Annotated in this window: 15 protein-coding genes; 9 read left to right on the forward strand and 6 right to left on the reverse strand. The window is 59.8% G+C overall.

Features of this window, described 5'->3' with window-relative positions; translation table 11 throughout:
- The first annotated feature begins 340 nt into the window (after positions 1–340).
- Genes yajC through secF form a run of 3 tightly spaced genes read left to right on the forward strand, consistent with a single transcriptional unit; the run spans position 341 to position 3,515 of the window.
- Positions 341–673, forward strand: a complete 333-nt coding sequence (gene yajC, locus C7S18_RS00385) for a preprotein translocase subunit YajC (RefSeq protein ID WP_106889673.1) — start codon at positions 341–343, stop codon at positions 671–673.
- A 22-nt stretch (positions 674–695) separates the two neighbouring features.
- On the forward strand, positions 696–2,555 hold the full coding sequence (gene secD, locus C7S18_RS00390) for a protein translocase subunit SecD (protein ID WP_106889674.1): 1,860 nt from the start codon (positions 696–698) through the stop codon (positions 2,553–2,555).
- A gap of 9 nt (positions 2,556–2,564) precedes the next feature.
- Entirely contained in the window at positions 2,565–3,515 is a 951-nt protein-coding gene (gene secF / locus C7S18_RS00395; protein WP_106889675.1) for a protein translocase subunit SecF, read from the forward strand.
- 67 nt (positions 3,516–3,582) lie between these two features.
- Here secF and C7S18_RS00400 read toward each other — a convergent pair whose 3' ends face one another.
- A complete protein-coding gene (locus tag C7S18_RS00400) occupies positions 3,583–4,851 on the reverse strand; it encodes a 6-phosphofructokinase (protein WP_106889676.1) in 1,269 nt (422 codons plus the stop codon).
- A 165-nt stretch (positions 4,852–5,016) separates the two neighbouring features.
- Between C7S18_RS00400 and C7S18_RS00405 the strand changes: the two genes are divergently transcribed.
- Positions 5,017–5,586 carry an adenylate kinase gene (locus C7S18_RS00405; protein WP_106889677.1) on the forward strand — a complete coding sequence of 190 codons (570 nt, stop codon included), beginning with the start codon at positions 5,017–5,019 and terminating at the stop codon, positions 5,584–5,586.
- Between the two features lie 3 nt (positions 5,587–5,589).
- On the opposite strand, the gene C7S18_RS00410 is transcribed toward C7S18_RS00405, so the two are convergent.
- Positions 5,590–5,817 carry a sulfurtransferase TusA family protein gene (locus C7S18_RS00410; RefSeq protein WP_106889678.1) on the reverse strand — a complete coding sequence of 76 codons (228 nt, stop codon included), beginning with the start codon at positions 5,815–5,817 and terminating at the stop codon, positions 5,590–5,592.
- A 104-nt stretch (positions 5,818–5,921) separates the two neighbouring features.
- Here C7S18_RS00410 and mpl point away from each other — a divergent pair, with 104 nt between their 5' ends.
- Entirely contained in the window at positions 5,922–7,283 is a 1,362-nt protein-coding gene (gene mpl / locus C7S18_RS00415) for a UDP-N-acetylmuramate:L-alanyl-gamma-D-glutamyl-meso-diaminopimelate ligase (protein ID WP_106889679.1), read from the forward strand.
- A 704-nt stretch (positions 7,284–7,987) separates the two neighbouring features.
- On the opposite strand, the gene rlmH is transcribed toward mpl, so the two are convergent.
- Positions 7,988–8,449, reverse strand: a complete 462-nt coding sequence (gene rlmH / locus C7S18_RS00420; protein WP_106889680.1) for a 23S rRNA (pseudouridine(1915)-N(3))-methyltransferase RlmH — start codon at positions 8,447–8,449, stop codon at positions 7,988–7,990.
- A 3-nt stretch (positions 8,450–8,452) separates the two neighbouring features.
- A complete protein-coding gene (gene lolA / locus C7S18_RS00425; RefSeq protein ID WP_106889681.1) occupies positions 8,453–9,109 on the reverse strand; it encodes an outer membrane lipoprotein periplasmic chaperone LolA in 657 nt (218 codons plus the stop codon).
- 340 nt (positions 9,110–9,449) lie between these two features.
- On the opposite strand from lolA, the gene C7S18_RS00430 reads away from it, so the two are divergent.
- A complete protein-coding gene (locus C7S18_RS00430; RefSeq protein WP_106889682.1) occupies positions 9,450–10,127 on the forward strand; it encodes a hypothetical protein in 678 nt (225 codons plus the stop codon).
- 322 nt (positions 10,128–10,449) lie between these two features.
- Positions 10,450–11,754 carry a TIR domain-containing protein gene (locus C7S18_RS00435; protein WP_170113028.1) on the forward strand — a complete coding sequence of 435 codons (1,305 nt, stop codon included), beginning with the start codon at positions 10,450–10,452 and terminating at the stop codon, positions 11,752–11,754.
- Positions 11,755–11,847: 93 nt separating this feature from the next.
- Here the strand turns inward: C7S18_RS00435 and C7S18_RS00440 are convergent, their stop codons facing one another.
- Positions 11,848–12,789, reverse strand: a complete 942-nt coding sequence (locus tag C7S18_RS00440; RefSeq protein WP_106889684.1) for a serine/threonine protein kinase — start codon at positions 12,787–12,789, stop codon at positions 11,848–11,850.
- Entirely contained in the window at positions 12,786–13,193 is a 408-nt protein-coding gene (locus C7S18_RS00445; protein ID WP_106889685.1) for an HNH endonuclease, read from the reverse strand. Before C7S18_RS00445 ends, C7S18_RS00440 begins: the two co-directional genes overlap by 4 nt.
- Before the next feature lie 706 nt (positions 13,194–13,899).
- Here C7S18_RS00445 and cysI point away from each other — a divergent pair.
- A complete protein-coding gene (cysI, locus tag C7S18_RS00450) occupies positions 13,900–15,588 on the forward strand; it encodes an assimilatory sulfite reductase (NADPH) hemoprotein subunit (RefSeq protein WP_106889686.1) in 1,689 nt (562 codons plus the stop codon).
- Positions 15,585–16,322, forward strand: a complete 738-nt coding sequence (locus C7S18_RS00455; RefSeq protein ID WP_106889687.1) for a phosphoadenylyl-sulfate reductase — start codon at positions 15,585–15,587, stop codon at positions 16,320–16,322. Before cysI ends, C7S18_RS00455 begins: the two co-directional genes overlap by 4 nt.
- Positions 16,323–16,419 lie beyond the last annotated feature (97 nt).

Genomic DNA, 16,419 nt, shown 5'->3' on the forward strand with positions numbered 1-16,419 from the left:
CCGTACGGGCAGACCCCTGTGTCTGCCCGGCACCGCGCCCCGCACCCGATCCCCGAGGCGCAGATGTCTGAGTCTACCCCTGCGGGTTTGGACGCATCCCTTGAAAACCCGGCCCGGCGGCTCCAAACCTGGAAAACGCGTGAACGCGGCGTCCAGGGAGGGTGCGATCAAATCGTTCGTTCGGGCGTAGGTATTTGATTTGTATGCAACTGTTTGGTTAGTCGACGCGGTTTCGCGCGGATTGTGGGACGACGTTCCCAACCCGTGGGCAGCGCGTGGCATAATCCGCCGTTCTTTTGACCGGGTAGGCCGTCCAGCCACCCCAAACTGGAAACTATCCATGAGTTTTTTCATCTCCGATGCCTATGCCCAGGCGGCTGGTGCTGCGCCCGAGCAGAGCCCGATGTCGTTCATGATCATCATGCTGGTCATGTTCGGCGTGATGTATTTCGTTGCCATTCGGCCGCAGATGAAGCGTGCCAAAGACCACAAGGCCATGGTCGAAGCCCTGGGCAAGGGTGACGAGATCGTGACCTCAGGCGGAATCGGTGGCCGCATCGTCGATATGGGCGACGCCTTCGTTACTGTCGAAATTGCGCCGAACACGCAGATCAAGGTTCAGCGCCATGCCATTGCTGCGGTGTTGCCGAAAGGCACGCTGAAGTCTTCTTAATCCCGTCCGCAGAGACGTACGTATGACATTCCCAAGTTGGCAGAAATACCTGATTCTGGTGCTCCTTCTGATATCGGCGCTGTTCTCGCTGCCGAATCTGTACCAGAAAGACCCGGCCGTGCGCGTGTCCGGCAAGGAAGGCATCGCGATTGAGGCGGCGACCGAAGAAAAGGTCAAGCTCGCGCTGGAGCGCGATAAATACGAGATCAAGCGCATCGATCGTACCGACGATCGCATTGTTGCGCGCCTGATGAATGAGGCGCAGCAGCAAGCGGCCCGCGAAGCGATTGCAAAGGAGCTCGGCGACAATTACGTCGTCTCCGTCGACCTCGCCTCGACCGTTCCTGGTTGGCTCACGATGCTGAAGGCCAAGCCGATGAACTTGGGTCTGGACTTGCAGGGTGGTGTGCACTTCCTGGCCGAGATTGACGGCGCCGAAGTTCGCAAGCGCAACGTTGAGCGTCTGATTTCGGATCTACGCGCTGCGATGAAGACCAAGTCGTTGGCCGCCCGCATCGCCGAGTCCCCGCAGGGCATCAGCCTGACGTTCAAAACGGACGCCGAACGCAATGCGGCGTTGGGTGACCTGACCCCATCGTTCACGATCCTCAAGTTCACGGAAGTGCCGCCGACCGATGCCGGCTTCCCGATCATCGCCGAGATTCGCCCAGAAGAAGAAGCCAACGCGATGACCCGTGCGATCGATCAAAACCTGGTCACGCTCCGCAAGCGTCTGAATCCAGACGGTACGAAGGAAACGGTCATTCAGCGCCAGGGCGCCGCGCGAATCGCGATTGATCTGCCGGGTGTCCAGGACATCGAACAGGCCAAGCGCCAGATTGGCTCGACCGCCACGCTGGAGTACCGGCAGGTGCATCCCACCATCCGGCCCGAAGAGGCGATGTCCACGGGCCGCATTCCGGCTGGCTATCGCCTGTACACCAATCCGGATGGTTCCGCCTATCTGCTCAATCGCCGGCCGATCGCCACCGGCGAGCAGCTGACCTCGGCGCGCAGCCAGCTCGATGCCGAAAAGGGCACGCCAGCCGTTTCAGTGACTCTGAACGACCTGGGCGCGAAGAAGATGTTCGCGTTTACGCAGGATAACGTCGGCAAACCGATGGCGGTGTTGTTCGTTGAGTCCGAGGCGAAGCTGGTCGACAAGCCAGACGGCAAGCGTGAGCTGACGTTCGTGCGCAAAGAACGCGTGATCAGTGTGGCCAACATCCTGGAGCCGTTCGGCAAAACGTTCCAAACCACCGGCTTGGGCTCGATGGCCGTCGCCAATGAGTTGGCCAACAACCTTAATGCCGGTTCGTTCTCGGCGCCGATCGCGATTGTTGAAGAACGCGTCATCGGTCCGAGCCTCGGTGCTGAAAACATCAAGGCCGGTGTGCTGTCGGTCACGTTCTCGTTCCTGTTCGTAATGGTGTTCTTCGTCATCTACTACAAGATGTTCGGCGTCGTGACCAACCTGGCGCTGTTGCTGAACATGCTGCTGGTCGTGGCGATCATGAGTGTGCTCGGTGCCACGTTGACCCTGCCGGGTCTCGCGGGTCTCGCACTGACCATCGGTATGTCGGTCGACGCAAACGTGCTGATCAACGAACGTATCCGCGAAGAGCTGCGCGCCGGGGCGTCGCCGCTGGCTGCAATCCAGGCTGGTTACGAGAAAGCATCCGGCACGATCTGGGACGCCAACATCACGGCGGCACTGGCCGGCTTCGCGATGCTGTTCTTCGGCTCGGGCCCGATTCAGGGCTTTGCCGTAGCCTTGCTGGTGGGTATCGGCACCTCGGTCTACACCGCTGTGTCGGCATCGCATGGTTTTGCTTCCATGTTCTACAACAGTCGCCGCAAGATCAACGCGTTGGCGATCTGAGGACTCTCCATGAATCTGTTTCCTTACGATACAAAGTTCGATTTCATGGCGCTGCGGCGCTATGCCCTGGTCGTCTCGCTGGCCTTGCTCGTCGCTGCTGTGGTGGGCATGGCAACGAGAGGGCTCAATTACGCGCTCGACTTCACCGGCGGTACTGCGGTTGAGCTGAAGTTCGAGAAGCCGGTCGATGCCGAAGCCATCCGCCAGAAGCTAGCGGCGGCCGGGATCGAGAACCCGAACGTGCAGTCGCTGGGAGCGACTAACGAGCTGATCGTGCGCCTGAAGTCGGAGAAAGGTGCTGATGGTGAGCACGCAAATGCCGACAAGACCGGTGCCGAAGTGCTGGCGGTGGTCAACTCCGCCGATAACCCGGCACGCGTCCTGCGGGGCGACTTCGTTGGTCCGCAAGTCGGCAAGGAGCTCGCACAGCAAGGCTTGGTTGCCGTGCTGTTCGTCGCGCTGGGCTTCCTGATCTACATTTCGGTCCGCTTCGAGAAGCGTTTTGCCGCCGCCGCCATTTTGACGACCATGCATGACGTGGTGGTGGTCATTGGTTACTTCGCGGTCACCGGCAAAGAGTTCGACTTGAACGTGTTTGCCGGCGTGCTGTCGGTCATGGGCTACTCGATCAACGACACCATTGTGGTGTTCGACCGTGTTCGCGAGAACTTCCGCAACATGCACCGCGCCACGCCGTACGAAGTGTTGAACAAGTCGGTCGGGCAAACCCTTTCCCGCACCGTCATCACGTCGTTTGTGGCCTTGTTGACCGTGCTGGCGCTGTACTTCTTCGGCGGCGATGCCCTGAAGAGCATGGCTGAATCGCAGATCATCGGTATCGTCATCGGTACGCTGTCGTCGATCTTCTTTGCTTGCCCGCTGCTGCTGTGGTTTGGCGCGACGCGCAAGGATCTGCTGCCGAGGGCGAAAGATCTCAGCTATCTCGAACGTCGGCCGTAACCAGCGCTTCGAAGACGCACAAAAAACCCCGCCTTGGCGGGGTTTTTTTATGGTCGTGAGCCGGCGCTTACTTGTCCGAGATGCTGTACTTCGGCAGCTTCTGTTTTAGGAGCTTGTTCTTCAGCTGCACGTAGTCGGGCAAACCGTCTGGCCGGTAGGGCAGTGGTGCCTCGCCTTCAATCAGCGGTTGCAGATACTTACGTGCCGCAGCCGTAATGCCAAAGCCGTCAGCCCGGATGAAGTTCGCTGGCATCTTCTTCTCGTGGTTCGCAATGTCGGACAGGTTCGCTGCTTCGATCGTGTACGTGTAAGGGTTTTGAGACTTCCGCTTGATCACGGGCATCACGGCGTTCAACCCCTTGACCGCGAACTCAACCGCCGCCTTGCCCACGGCGTAGGCCTGCTCGAAATCCGTACGCGACGCGAGATGGCGGGCCGAGCGCTGCAGGTAGTCCGGCACCGCCCAGTGATATTTATGTCCGAGTGTCCGCTTGACCAGATCGGCCAGCATCGGCGCCACACCGCCAAGCTGCGCATGCCCGAACGCGTCGCGGGTGCCCGCCTCGGACAAGAACTTGCCGTCGGCGTTTTTCACGCCTTCAGACACGACCACCGTGCACCAGCCCACGGACTCGACCGTCTCTTTGACCTTTGCCAGAAACTTGGCTTCGTCAAAAACAACTTCCGGAAACAGGATGATGTGTGGCGCTTCGCTTGCTTTGGTCCCGGCCAGACCAGCCGCTGCAGCGATCCAGCCCGCATGGCGGCCCATGACTTCCATGATGAACACCTTCGTCGACGACTCGTGCATCGACGCCACGTCCAGGCTCGCTTCCTTGACCGACACCGCCGTGTACTTGGCGACTGACCCAAAGCCCGGGCAGCAATCGGTGATCACCAGATCGTTGTCGACGGTTTTCGGTACGCCAATGCAGTGAATCGGATAGCCCATGGCCTCGGCGATCTGCGACAGCTTGTTCGACGTGTCGGCCGAATCGTTGCCGCCGTTGTATAGAAACCAGCGGATATCGTGCGCCTTGAACACTTCGATCAGACGCTCGTATTGGGCGCGATGCTCATCCAGCGACTTCAGCTTGAATCGGCACGACCCGAACGCACCACCGGGCGTATGGCGCAGCGCATGGATGTCCTCGGCGCTTTCCAGGCTCGTATCGATCAATTCCTCACGCAGCACGCCCAGAATGCCATTCCGGGCCGCCAGGACCTTGCCGATCTTTTTCTGCTTGCGCGCCGTCTCGATGACCGCCGCAGCGGTCGTATTGATCACGGCGGTCACGCCGCCGGACTGCGCATATAACAAATTCCCTTCACTCATGGTCCTTTCCTTCGCTTCCGCTGCAATAGCCCGAATTTCGCTGGAATCCAGGGCCCTTTCAAGGGCTTTTCGGTTATGAAATTGACTTCGATTCAGGGTTCCCGTTAGTTTCAGCCTTTGCTTTCCAGTCCGGGCCTGCCCGGGCCCGACTTTTGGACCTAATCAATGCGAATTGTCATTCTTGGCGCGCCCGGCTCGGGCAAAGGCACCCAGGCTGCGTTTATCAAACAGACCTATGAAATCGCTCATATTTCCACGGGCGATTTGTTGCGTGCGGCAGTTCGGAACGGCACGCCCCTGGGGCTCAAGGCGAAAGCCGTCATGGAAGCCGGCCAACTTGTGTCCGATGAGCTCGTGCTTGGCATGTTGGCCGATCGCCTGAATGAACCGGACACCAAGAACGGCTTTATTCTCGATGGCTATCCGCGCAACTTGAATCAGGTCGCCTCGCTCGACGACCTGCTGAATCAGCTGAAGCAACCGCTCGATATCGCGGTGAAATTGAACGTGTCGTTCGACATCATCGTCGGTCGCTGTGAGATCCGCTTCAAAGCCGAAGGCCGCAAGGACGACAATCCAGACGTCGTCCGTGAGCGCCTGCGCATCTATTCCGAGCAGACCGAGCCCGTCGTCACCGCGTATCGCGAGGCGGGCCGTCTGGTCGAGATCGATGGTGTTGGTGACGTGGCTGAAATCACCAGCCGCATTCAGAACGCCCTCAAGCCTTACGCCTGAGCGCTACGATCCGGCGCGCGTAATGACGTAGCGCGTGCCGGAGTTGTCCCGTTGCAAGTCATGACCAAAGCGGGCGCAGAACGCGCCCAAGTCGACATGTGCGAGCGGGTCATCGGCGAGCACAACAAAATGCCGGCGGTCCGGCTGTTCGCGAAGCGCACTCCGCAGTTTCAGCAGGGGCTCCGGGCAGCGCAAACCCAGCGCATCGATCAACAAGGCATCTTCTGGCATCGGCAAAGCGTAGCAGCCAGTTGCCCGCACGCGGACATCATTCCGGCCGCGGCCGGTCGCGCTGGTGCTGGCACAATCGCCGCGACCTCCAATCGGACTGCACCATGAGCCTACACATCCTCGGAATCTGCGGCACCTTCATGGGCGGCATCGCGGCGCTGGCGCGCGAGTTGGGCGAGCAGGTCGAAGGCAGCGATCAGAACGTGTATCCGCCCATGAGCACGCAGTTGGAGGCGCTCGGCATCGCCCTCAAATCGGGCTATCGGCCGGAACATCTGCAACCCAAACCGGAGCTCGTAATCGTTGGCAATGCCATCAGCCGTGGCAACCCGGCGATCGAGTGGGTCATGAACGAGAAGTTGCCGTTTGTATCCGGACCCGCCTGGCTCGGCCAGAAGCTGCTGCCGCAGAAGCGGGTGCTCGCCGTTGCGGGCACGCACGGCAAGACGACGACGACCAGTTTGCTCGCGTGGCTGCTCGAAGCTGGTGGCAAGGCGCCTGGCTTTCTGGTTGGCGGTGTGCCTGAGAATTTCGGGATTTCCGCGCGGCTCGGGCAAGGGGACGCGTTTGTCATCGAAGCCGATGAATACGACACGGCGTTTTTCGACAAGCGTTCCAAGTTTGTGCACTACCAGGCCGAGATCGCGATTCTGAACAATTTGGAATTCGATCACGCCGACATTTTCGATGATCTGCGCGCCATCGAAACGCAGTTTCATCATCTCGTGCGCACGGTGCCGGGGCGCGGCCGCCTGATCGTCAATGGTGAGGACGAAGCGCTGGCGCGCGTGCTCAATCGCGGTGCCTGGACGCCCGTGGAACGCTTCGGCATCGATGGTGCACAGTTGGATTGGCGCGCGGAATTGCTGAGCGCAGATGGCACGCGCTTCAAGGTGTGGCATCGCGATGTGTTGCTCGGCGAGGCGACTTGGTCGCTGCTGGGGCGGCACAACGTGCTGAACGCGTTGGCCGCGATTGCCGCCGCTGCCGCGTATGGCCAGGACCCGGCGATCAGTATCGCCGCGTTGACGGAATTCAGGAGCGCGAAGCGGCGCATGGAACTGCTCGGCACGCCGGCCGGTGTCCATCTTTACGACGATTTCGCGCATCATCCAACCGCGATTCAAACCACACTGGCTGGCCTGCGCGCACGCGTGGGTACCGGACGCGTGATTGTCGCGTTAGAGCCACGCTCGAACTCCATGCGTTTGGGCGCGCATAAAGACGCCCTCGCGCCAAGCCTCGCGGATGCCGATCACGTCGTGTTTCTGCACAAGCCGGAATTGCCTTGGGACAACGCGCAGCTGCTGGCTGATCTGGCCCCGCGTGCCGAGGCGTGTGCGAGCGCCGATGCCATGGTCGACCGACTCGTCGCCATCCTGAAGCCAGGCGACCATTTGGTGTTCATGTCGAACGGCGGGTTTGATGGCGTGCCGCGCAAGGTGTTGGCGCGGTTGTCGGGTTGACCAACCTTGGGCTCGCGATTGCCGGCCGCTTGCCCGTACTCACAATTGCTGTCACCGCAATGGGCTTGGGATTGCTTGCGACGCGACCGATGATCGAATTGCCTTCACCCCGGACTTGATCCGGGGTGGGTTTCGGCGCATCGCGTTAGCGCTGGAATCACGGCGGTCAGTGCGTCGGTGTTTGGAACTGCTAGCAATATGTCCGCGAACGCTATGGCCGTCACCCCCTCGTAGCAGACTGTGTGAAAACGCCTAGATCAGCCCGAACGATTCAAAAGTGTTCGAGTGCTGGCGCCACTATTGTCGTCATCCTGGAAGCCGCGCAGCGGATTCCGGGATCCAGGGCAATCTTGTGCCGTGCTCGCAGACAAGGCGCACGGCACTCCAGATTGAACGTTTGACGCAAGATTGCCCTGGATCCCGGCTGCGCCAGGATGACGACAATAGGGTTTGTCCCCGCGAGGCGAAGCTGACACCGACCGAGTGATCGCCAATGCCTGATCAGGATTGAACCTACTTGCGACACACCTAGTCTCGACTTGAGTCCATCATTGCTTGGCGTCTTCACACGGTCTGTTGCGTCGGGATGACGAGAAAAATTCGATTTGCACCGGTGCGATGGCACGGCGTCACACAGATGCGGCGTTGCGAGGCCGCGATCACGACGATCCCGATTACGCACGCTGTAGCGCGACCACAAACCCCTAATCCCGATGATACGGATGTCCAGACTGAATCGACCACGCCCGATACATTTGCTCCGCGAGAATCACCCGCACCATGCCATGCGGCAACGTCAGCGCTGATAGTGACCACTTCAACGCCGCGCGTTGTAGCACCGAAGCGTCCAAGCCATCTGGTCCGCCGACGACGAGTGCAATATCCCGACCCGACTGCTCCCAGCCCGGCAACAACCCAGCCAGATCCCGACTCGACAACGCCTTCCCGCGCTCATCCAGCGCAATCAGCTGCGCATCCTTGCACGCATCGAGAATCCGAAGGCCTTCATCCGCCTTGGCCTTCAACACATCCTCGCGCCGCTTCGCCAGGGGCAACTCCACGAGTTGTGGCTGCAAATGCTTCGGCAGCCGCTTGGCGTAATCGGCAAAAGCGCTATTCACCCAATCGGGCTGACGCTCGCTGACAGTGATCAGCCGAACCCGCAAGACTCAGTCCGCCAACGGCGTGGCGCTTGGCGCGCGCAAGGGCTCGCCGACAATCTCGATGCCGTCTTCCGGCGTAAAGGCAAACTCCGCATCGGCAATCTTCGGATTGCGCTCCCAACCATCGAAGCGCCACACCGTCTCGGTGCCCAGCAAGTCCACCATCAGCATCTCCGATGGCGACGATTCGCCAAAGCGAATCTGCACTTCCTTGAACGCCGGGTCCTTCGCCTTGGCCTTCAGCACCAGCGTCGGCACGCCGTCCGCATTCGACTCGCCGACGACAAAATCCCGATCCAACTGCGCCAGATCCGTCAGCACGGTCAGCGGGCTCTGTGCCTCTTCAAGCGACTGCGCGCGCACCGTGACTTGCTCCAAGTCCGGGTCATAGATCCATACGTTAAGCCCGTCGGCAACGATCAACTGCGAAAACGGCGCCTCGTATTCCCAACGAAATTGCCGCGGCGCATGCAGCGCCAATTTGCCGGTGGATGAGTCGATGAGCTGACCCTTCGGATCCAGACTATCCTGTTGAAAGGTTGCCCGCACCGTCACCAAGCCCTTGGCGAACTGCTCCAAGCGATCCCGCGCCGGACCGGCATGTGCCGAACCCGCGAGCACACCGAGCACCAAAACGAGCGACGAACCTATCGACAAACGCATGGCAAACCTCCTGACTGAGGTGCATTGTGCCAAAACTGGATGAATGGGTTCTGACGGGGTCGCTTGTTGAGTGTGTCATCAGCGCGCCTTCTCGCATCACAAACGCCAATTCACATGGGAAAAGTCGGCATTCGTGCGGTTGGAACCATGTCGCAAGTAGCCCTCTCCCCAGCCCTCTCCCACTCGCGTGGGAGAGGGAGTGTTGCCAAAAACACAGCTACAGGCCACCCGGACGCTTGCCAAAATGTGACCTTATGTCATGGCAGGCCGCACCCTGTGCCGACCTGCACTCGTTTCGATTAGCCTCAGCCCCAGTCACCACACGACGCTTGGGGAAATTATGGCTGCTGCCACACCGTCTGGTCCAAACCAAATCCTGATCATCCGTCACGCTGAAAAACCGTACACAACGCCTGCAGGTGCCGACATACAGGGCGTGAACTACGGCGCCAGCGCCTTCGACAAAGAATCCCTGATTCCCTTCGGCTGGCAACGTGCCGGCGCGCTCGCTCAGTTTTTCACGACGATGAATCCCGGCCTCACGCCGAACACGGTGATTGCTTCGTATCCCGGTGCCGGCGATGGCGGCAAAGGCGACAGCAAGAGCTGGCGCCCGATGCAAACTGTCATTGCGCTTTTGGCCAAAATCAACAACGTGGCCGAAAACAGCTTTTACGAGCCAGAAGCCCCGTTCAATCCGATCCCGATCACACTGACCACGTGCCCGTTCAACACCCAGTACGACAGCGGTTCCTGGTTGCCAATGGCGAACAGCCTTGCGACGATGAGCGGCAACGTCCTCGTCGCCTGGCAACACCAAGACATCATCGATATCTGCACGCAGATCGGCAGCGTACTGAAGATCGCGAATGCTGGGGATATTCCAATTGATTGGCCCAAAAATCGGTTCGATATTGTGTTCCGGTTTCTGCTGCAGCCCGGGACGGGGGCGTATCAGTTTTCGCAGATACCGCAAATGTTGTTGGCGGGGGACGGTGCGGGAGGTATTCCAGCATGAAGAGTGCGAAGAAGATCACTTGAGGCGTGAACGTTTAGGGGGCGGCACTAGGTGTAGGTCGGAAATAACGAGCATCTTGTCGCCTGACTTAGTCGAGACGTGACGTCGAGCTGAACCAACGAGCGTTGAATCTTCCGCTCCAAACGACACAAGCATGGGAATCGGTCCCCAAGTGACTTGCAGTAATTCGTCAGCCGTGGTCTATTTTGGATCGAAACGAGAACAGTCATGTCGCCTCCAGGCCACCTGGGCAAGTATGTATTCACTTGCTCTTGCCAATAGGCTTCTGCTTCGGGTTTGTACCATCTTCTTGGTGGCGTCCATGGTTCGAGATGTATTCATTTGTCATGCTGGCGAGGACAAGGAGGCAGTTGCGCGGCCGCTTGCAACAATGCTGAAGGAGCGGGGCCTAACTGTCTGGCTTGATGAGCAAGAGTTGACTGTTGGGGATAGCCTTCGGCGCGTCATAGATAGAGGCCTCAGCGACTCAAAATTCGGTGTTGTGATACTAAGCCCGTCGTTCTTCCTGAAGGAATGGCCGAACGTTGAACTAGACGCCTTGTTCGCGCGTGAACTGAAAACAGGAAAGACGATTCTTCCGGTCTGGCATGATGTTGATCACATCGCAGTTCGGCAGCGCGCGCCTCTTTTGGCTGACAAGCTGGCTGTGTCGACTTCCAAAGGACTTGATGTCGTGGCAGACGAAGTCGCCAGGGCGATTTCGGCTTCAACAAACGGTCCGCGAGACACAAGCGCTACCAGAGGCTCAGACCTATCCTTGTCGGGTGCAAGACCTAGTCGAAGAAGCCTGTTTGCTTTATTGACGGGAATTGCTGCTCTGTTGGCCCTTGTTGCAGGGTACTACTTGGAGTCAGCGGACGTCTTTGGTGGCAGAAGTCCGTCCGTTGCAAAGCTGACAGAATTGATGTTGTTCGGAAGCCCGCGAACGCTCTCTGAAAGCTGGCAGAAAGTTTTCTTTGATCAATCGGGCTCGGCCGTGGTACCGCTGCGCGAGCGCTCGACGCTGAAATTGCTTGCGCTCGCCTACGTCGACAGCCCATGCCTGGGGCATGTTGAAACCATGAATCTCATTCAAAAGTACCTTTCCAAGTACATTTCGATCAAGTCGTTCGTGCTGTCAATCAATCCGAGAGATGATTCCAAGCGAGTGTCAGAATTTGTCGAGAGAAACGACTATGTTCTGACAATGCTGCGGGGTGCTCCAGAGCAGATAGCTGGAGTCTCTAGAGATTTGGGTTTCATTTTCGTCGACGCAGGCGTCAGAGATGGGAAGGAGACATTCGATCACTCCCAGGGAATCGCACTCATTGACGGAAAGAAATTTGTTGGGATGTTCCGGTACTCTGAGATTCGTGACACGGAAGGTGGCAAAGTCCGTCCGTACGCGAAGGTGTTGGCGGAAGATCTGCTGGACTATATAGATCGCAAGTCGGCGGAATCGTCTGTCGGGTCATCGCGAGACGTCTCTTTCATTGGCTATGCGACAGCGGCTGAAACACAGCAGATCTGGATAGAGAGATTGACGCAGGACGAACGAAGTCGGGTTCTTGCGGCAATCGAGCGCGACGTTGCTTTAGATCCCGGCAGATTCGAGTGTAAGAGGTGAATGATACTCAGACTCAGAAGAGCGACATCTCCACTAAGTAGGGCACAGTTCGATTGCGCCGATTCCGCACTCTTCACGCCAACCCACCGCCGCTTAAGCCCCCCGCGCGGCAGCCCTCAAATCATTGATATGCGACTCCCACCAAGTCGGCTCCAGCGCAAACGGAAACGCTAACGGAAACGCGGGGTCATCGATGCGGGCAGCAATCCAGCCGGCGTGATGTATCTGCCGGAGAATTTTCAGGGAATCGATTAGTTGGCGTTCGGACGGCGGTAACACCCGAAACGTGCGATAGCCTTTGAGTAAGGCCGCTTGCTGCGCGGGTCCGCCGGTCATCAGCATCCACAAGTCTTGGATTGCGGGGCCCATGCGGCAGTCATCCAAGTCGACAAAGTGCGGGCCCTGATCGGTCCACAAGACGTTGCCGGGGTGGCAGTCGCCGTGCAGTCTGAGGGAGATCGGGTCGATGTCGGACCACAGGGTGTCGATCTCGTCCGCGATTTGGTCGAGGGCATCTTCGTAGGCTTCGACCAAGTTGTCGGGAATCAGGCCGGAGCGGATCGCGGCATCGGCGGGTTGGTCGAGCATGTGGTCGAGGTCAAACGGCACGCGGGCCGCAAAGGCTTCGCGCTCGCCAATCAAGTGGATGCGCGCGAGCAGGCGGCCCATCCATTCGGCCACGTCCAGGCCTTCGAGTTCGGGGGCGCGGCCGCCGCGGCGTTCGAATACGGCAAAGCGGTAGCCGCCGTGTTCCAGCAATGTCTTGCCCTGGTGCGAGAGTGGCGGAACGATGGGCAATTCGGCGGCGCGTAGTTCGAGTGCAAAGGCGTGTTCTTCGAGGATCTGCGCAGGCGTCCAGCGGCCGGGGCGATAGAACTTCGCGACGACAAACCGGCCATCTTCGAGGCCCGCTTGATAGACGCGATTCTCGAAGCTGTTCAGCGCCAACAGGCGGCCATCGATCTGCCAGCCGGCAGATTCCAACGCGTCCAGAATGAGGCTGGGGGAGAGATCGGCAAACGGGGTCAGGTTCATGCCCAATGGCCTGACGGCATATCGGCGGCAATCCGAAAGCGCAGCAAGCGGGCATCGAGGAGACGGGTGACAACGTTCAAGGCGTCCGGGTCGCCGGGACCGCGTTGATCGGGGCCGCGGCCTTTGGCGTGGTTGCAGGTGAGGCAGGCAATGGCGAGGTTGCGGCCGTCGTTCGGGTCGTCGCCGACGCGGGCGCAGATGGCTTTCGCGGCGCGTTTGCCGAACCAGGCCTGGGGGACCACGTGTTCCAGGCTGCCGGCGCTGATGGGCTCGCCATCGGGCTTGAACAAGAGCCGCGAGCGGCAGTGCAGGCAGCGGGTCTGCCAGCCTTCGCTGTCCCGGTATTGGGCCTCAGTGTCGGTGGACAGGGCGAGGAGGAACAGGCGTTTCAGGACGGGGCGCATGGGCCATAGTTGCGGGTGGGGGTCGGAATTACAAGCGCGACGCCGATTCTGATGCCTGGAGGCCTGCCCAATTGTCGTCATCCCGACGCACGTCGGGATCCAGAATACTTGCGGCAGTGTCGCAAGGTTGCCCTGGGTCCCGACTTTCGTCGGGATGACGAGGGTGGGGGAGCGCGGCGAGAAGGCCGTGGAACCCGACCTTCCAGACTGTGTGAAAACACCGAAGTGCTGGTTCGAGCAACTTAGCCGATCGCGTTCGGAAGCGATGCTGAGCGCAAGCGATGGGTCGGCTTGCCGCGAGCTTGAAACCCGCCCCGGATCAAGTCCGGGGCGACGAATCGCAAGTGTGTCCGTCGAGGCGAAACCGTTGCTCCAGACGCTAGAAAGGAGCGGATTCCCACGGAGTTCCAATCTACCTCTCGTCACCCCGGACTTGATCCGGGGTGGGTTTGAAGTTCTTTCACCCACACGGAGACCACGTAGAAACAACGAATTTTGTCCTACCCCAACGTTTTCACACAGTCTGCTTCGGAGAGTTGAGGGAGCGCCGCGAGTAGGCCCTGGGTTCCCAATTTCGCCGGGATGACGAGGGTGGGGGCTCACGGGAAGACGCCCCGGCCCTTATCGCCGCCATATACCCATCCGGATATGACGGAATGCCCCCAAATCGTTTCTCAGGCCGGGGGCTCGCGCCTATTGTGCTCCCATGAGCACGCTTACCGCCCAGGAAGGCATTAAAACCCGCAGTCAGTACCTGCGTGGCACATTGAAAGAGTCGTTGGCTGACGGCGCCAGCGGCGCACTCGCGGGCGACGATACGTTTGTCGTGAAATTCCACGGCAGTTATATCCAAGACGACCGCGACAGCCGTGAGGAACGCCGGGCGGCCAAACTGGAGCCGGACTGGACCTTCATGATCCGCACGCGCACGCCAGGTGGCGTGTTGACGCCGTCGCAATGGCTCGGTGTCTCGCAAATCGCGCGCGACTACGGCAACCAAGGTCTGCGCCTGACCACGCGGCAAGCGATTCAGTTTCACGGCATCATTAAGCGCGAACTGAAGGCCACCATGGCCGCCATCAACGCGCAGCTCATCGACACGATTGCCGCTTGCGGCGACGTGAATCGCAATGTGTTGTGCTCGCCGAATCCGGTCGAAACCGCAGCGCATGCCGAGGTCTTTGAGTGGTCGAAGCGCATCTCCGAGCACCTGTTGCCGAATACGCGCGCCTATCACGAGATCTGGCTGGACGGCGAGAAGCAGAACCTGGAAGGCGTCGTCGAGCCGATCTATGGCCCAACGTATTTGCCGCGCAAGTTCAAGACCGCTGTCGTTATTCCGCCGCAAAACGACGTTGACGTGTACGCCCACGACCTGGGCTTCATCGCGATCATCGAAAACGGTCAGCTGCAAGGCTTCAATGTCAGCGTTGGCGGCGGTTTGGGCACGACGCATGGCAACCTCAAGACGTATCCGCGTCTCGCCGATATCATCGGCTTTGTGACACCCGAGCAAACCCTGGCGTTTGCCGAGGCGGTGCTGACGACGCAACGCGATTTTGGTGACCGCACCAGTCGCGATAACTCCAAACTCAAGTACACCATCATCGATCGCGGGCTGGATTGGTTCAAAGCTGAAGTCGAGCGGCGCCTTGGCTTTGCGCTGCCAGCGCCGCGGCCGGTGGGGTTTACGAATCAGGGTGATCGCTTTGGTTGGATCGAAGGTCACGATGGCCGCTGGCATCTGAACTTGCGGATTCCCGCTGGCCGGATCCGTGATGAGGACGGCAAGCCGTGGTTGAGTGGTCTCGAAGCCATTGCAGGCGAGCATGTCGGCGACTTTCGCGTGACGCCGAATCAGAACCTCGTCATTGCGAATGTGCCCGCATCGGCAAAAGACCGCATCGATGCGCTGGTCCGCCAATATGCGCTCGATCTGTACGAACAGCAAACCCCACTGCAGCGCGACGCGCTCGCGTGCGTGGCACTGCCGACGTGCCCGCTGGCGATGGCCGAAGCGGAACGCTATCTGCCTGACTTGCTCGGTAAGGTATCGGCACTGCAAGCCAAGTATGGCTTGCTGCAAGACCCGCTGGTCCTGCGCATTACGGGTTGCCCGAATGGCTGCGCGCGGCCGTATCTCGCTGAGGTCGCGCTGATCGGTAAGGCCGCGGGGCGTTACAACCTGCTGCTGGGTGGCTCGGTGCGCGGTGATCGACTGACGGTGCTCTATCGCGAAAACATCGCTGAGCCGGAATTCTTGAGCGTGCTCGACGGCTTGCTCGGCCGATACGCCGCCGAGCGCGAAACGGGCGAGCGTTTTGGTGACTTCGTGCATCGCGTGGGCGTGCTGGATGGTCTGAAAGGTGTGCATCGGGAGCGGGGTGCGGCATGAGTCGGTTCGAACTCGAAACGCTGAAGCACGATCCGCACGCGCTCAGCGCGCTGAACAAACGCCTTGCGGGCGAAACTGCCGAGGCGCGCGTTGCATATGCATTAGAACATCTACCCGGCGCGTTCGCGTTGTCGTCGAGTTTTGGCGCACAGGCCGCCGTGTCGCTCTCCTTGGTGACGCGTCAGCACGCCGATATGCCGGTGTTGCTCGTTGATACCGGCTACCTGTTCCCGGAAACCTATCAGTTCATTGATGAGCTCAATGAGCGCTTGCAATTGAACTTGCATGTGCTGCAGTCGGATTTGTCACCGAACTGGTTCGAAGCGCGTTACGGCAAGTTGTGGGAGCAAGGGCTGGAGGGCATCAATCGCTACAACCAACTGCGTAAAGTCGCGCCGATGAAGGCCGCGCTGAGCCAGCTTGGCGTGCAGACGTGGTTTGCGGGATTGCGCCGGAAACAGAGCCGCAGCCGCGCCGAGCTCGACGTGCTGACAATTCAAGACGGCCGCGTCAAGGTCCATCCGATCATCGATTGGACCGACCGCGATGTGTGGAAGTATCTGACGCAGCACGGTCTGCCGTATCACCCGCTCTGGCACCAAGGCTATGTGTCGATTGGCGACACGCACAGCACCCGCCCGCTACTCGCCGACATGAGCGAGGAAGACACCCGCTTCTTTGGCTTGAAGCGCGAATGCGGTCTGCACGAAGCGAGCGAAGAGGTGGCCGGATGAGCCGCGCACACGCGCTGATGCAGCGCTCGCAACGAATGTGTCGCTGTCGACACTGATCCCTTCTTTGGGGCCCTAACGCCCCCGCGCGCCAAAGCGC

The sequence above is a fragment of the Ahniella affigens genome (genome assembly GCF_003015185.1).
In the GTDB taxonomy this organism is placed as follows: domain Bacteria; phylum Pseudomonadota; class Gammaproteobacteria; order Xanthomonadales; family Ahniellaceae; genus Ahniella; species Ahniella affigens.

Bases quoted from the DNA above. Each gene is read 5' to 3' on its own strand.
- C7S18_RS00455 (WP_106889687.1), top strand. From the start codon at position 15,585: ATGAGTCGGTTCGAACTCGAAACGCTGAAGCACGATCCGCACGCGCTC.
- C7S18_RS00400 (WP_106889676.1), bottom strand. From the start codon at position 4,851: ATGAGTGAAGGGAATTTGTTATATGCGCAGTCCGGCGGCGTGACCGCC.
- C7S18_RS00445 (WP_106889685.1), bottom strand. From the start codon at position 13,193: ATGCGCCCCGTCCTGAAACGCCTGTTCCTCCTCGCCCTGTCCACCGAC.
- C7S18_RS00405 (WP_106889677.1), top strand. From the start codon at position 5,017: ATGCGAATTGTCATTCTTGGCGCGCCCGGCTCGGGCAAAGGCACCCAG.
- C7S18_RS00435 (WP_170113028.1), top strand. From the start codon at position 10,450: ATGGTTCGAGATGTATTCATTTGTCATGCTGGCGAGGACAAGGAGGCA.
- cysI (WP_106889686.1), top strand. From the start codon at position 13,900: ATGAGCACGCTTACCGCCCAGGAAGGCATTAAAACCCGCAGTCAGTAC.
- secD (WP_106889674.1), top strand. From the start codon at position 696: ATGACATTCCCAAGTTGGCAGAAATACCTGATTCTGGTGCTCCTTCTG.
- C7S18_RS00440 (WP_106889684.1), bottom strand. From the start codon at position 12,789: ATGAACCTGACCCCGTTTGCCGATCTCTCCCCCAGCCTCATTCTGGAC.
- lolA (WP_106889681.1), bottom strand. From the start codon at position 9,109: ATGCGTTTGTCGATAGGTTCGTCGCTCGTTTTGGTGCTCGGTGTGCTC.
- mpl (WP_106889679.1), top strand. From the start codon at position 5,922: ATGAGCCTACACATCCTCGGAATCTGCGGCACCTTCATGGGCGGCATC.
- C7S18_RS00410 (WP_106889678.1), bottom strand. From the start codon at position 5,817: ATGCCAGAAGATGCCTTGTTGATCGATGCGCTGGGTTTGCGCTGCCCG.
- secF (WP_106889675.1), top strand. From the start codon at position 2,565: ATGAATCTGTTTCCTTACGATACAAAGTTCGATTTCATGGCGCTGCGG.
- C7S18_RS00430 (WP_106889682.1), top strand. From the start codon at position 9,450: ATGGCTGCTGCCACACCGTCTGGTCCAAACCAAATCCTGATCATCCGT.
- yajC (WP_106889673.1), top strand. From the start codon at position 341: ATGAGTTTTTTCATCTCCGATGCCTATGCCCAGGCGGCTGGTGCTGCG.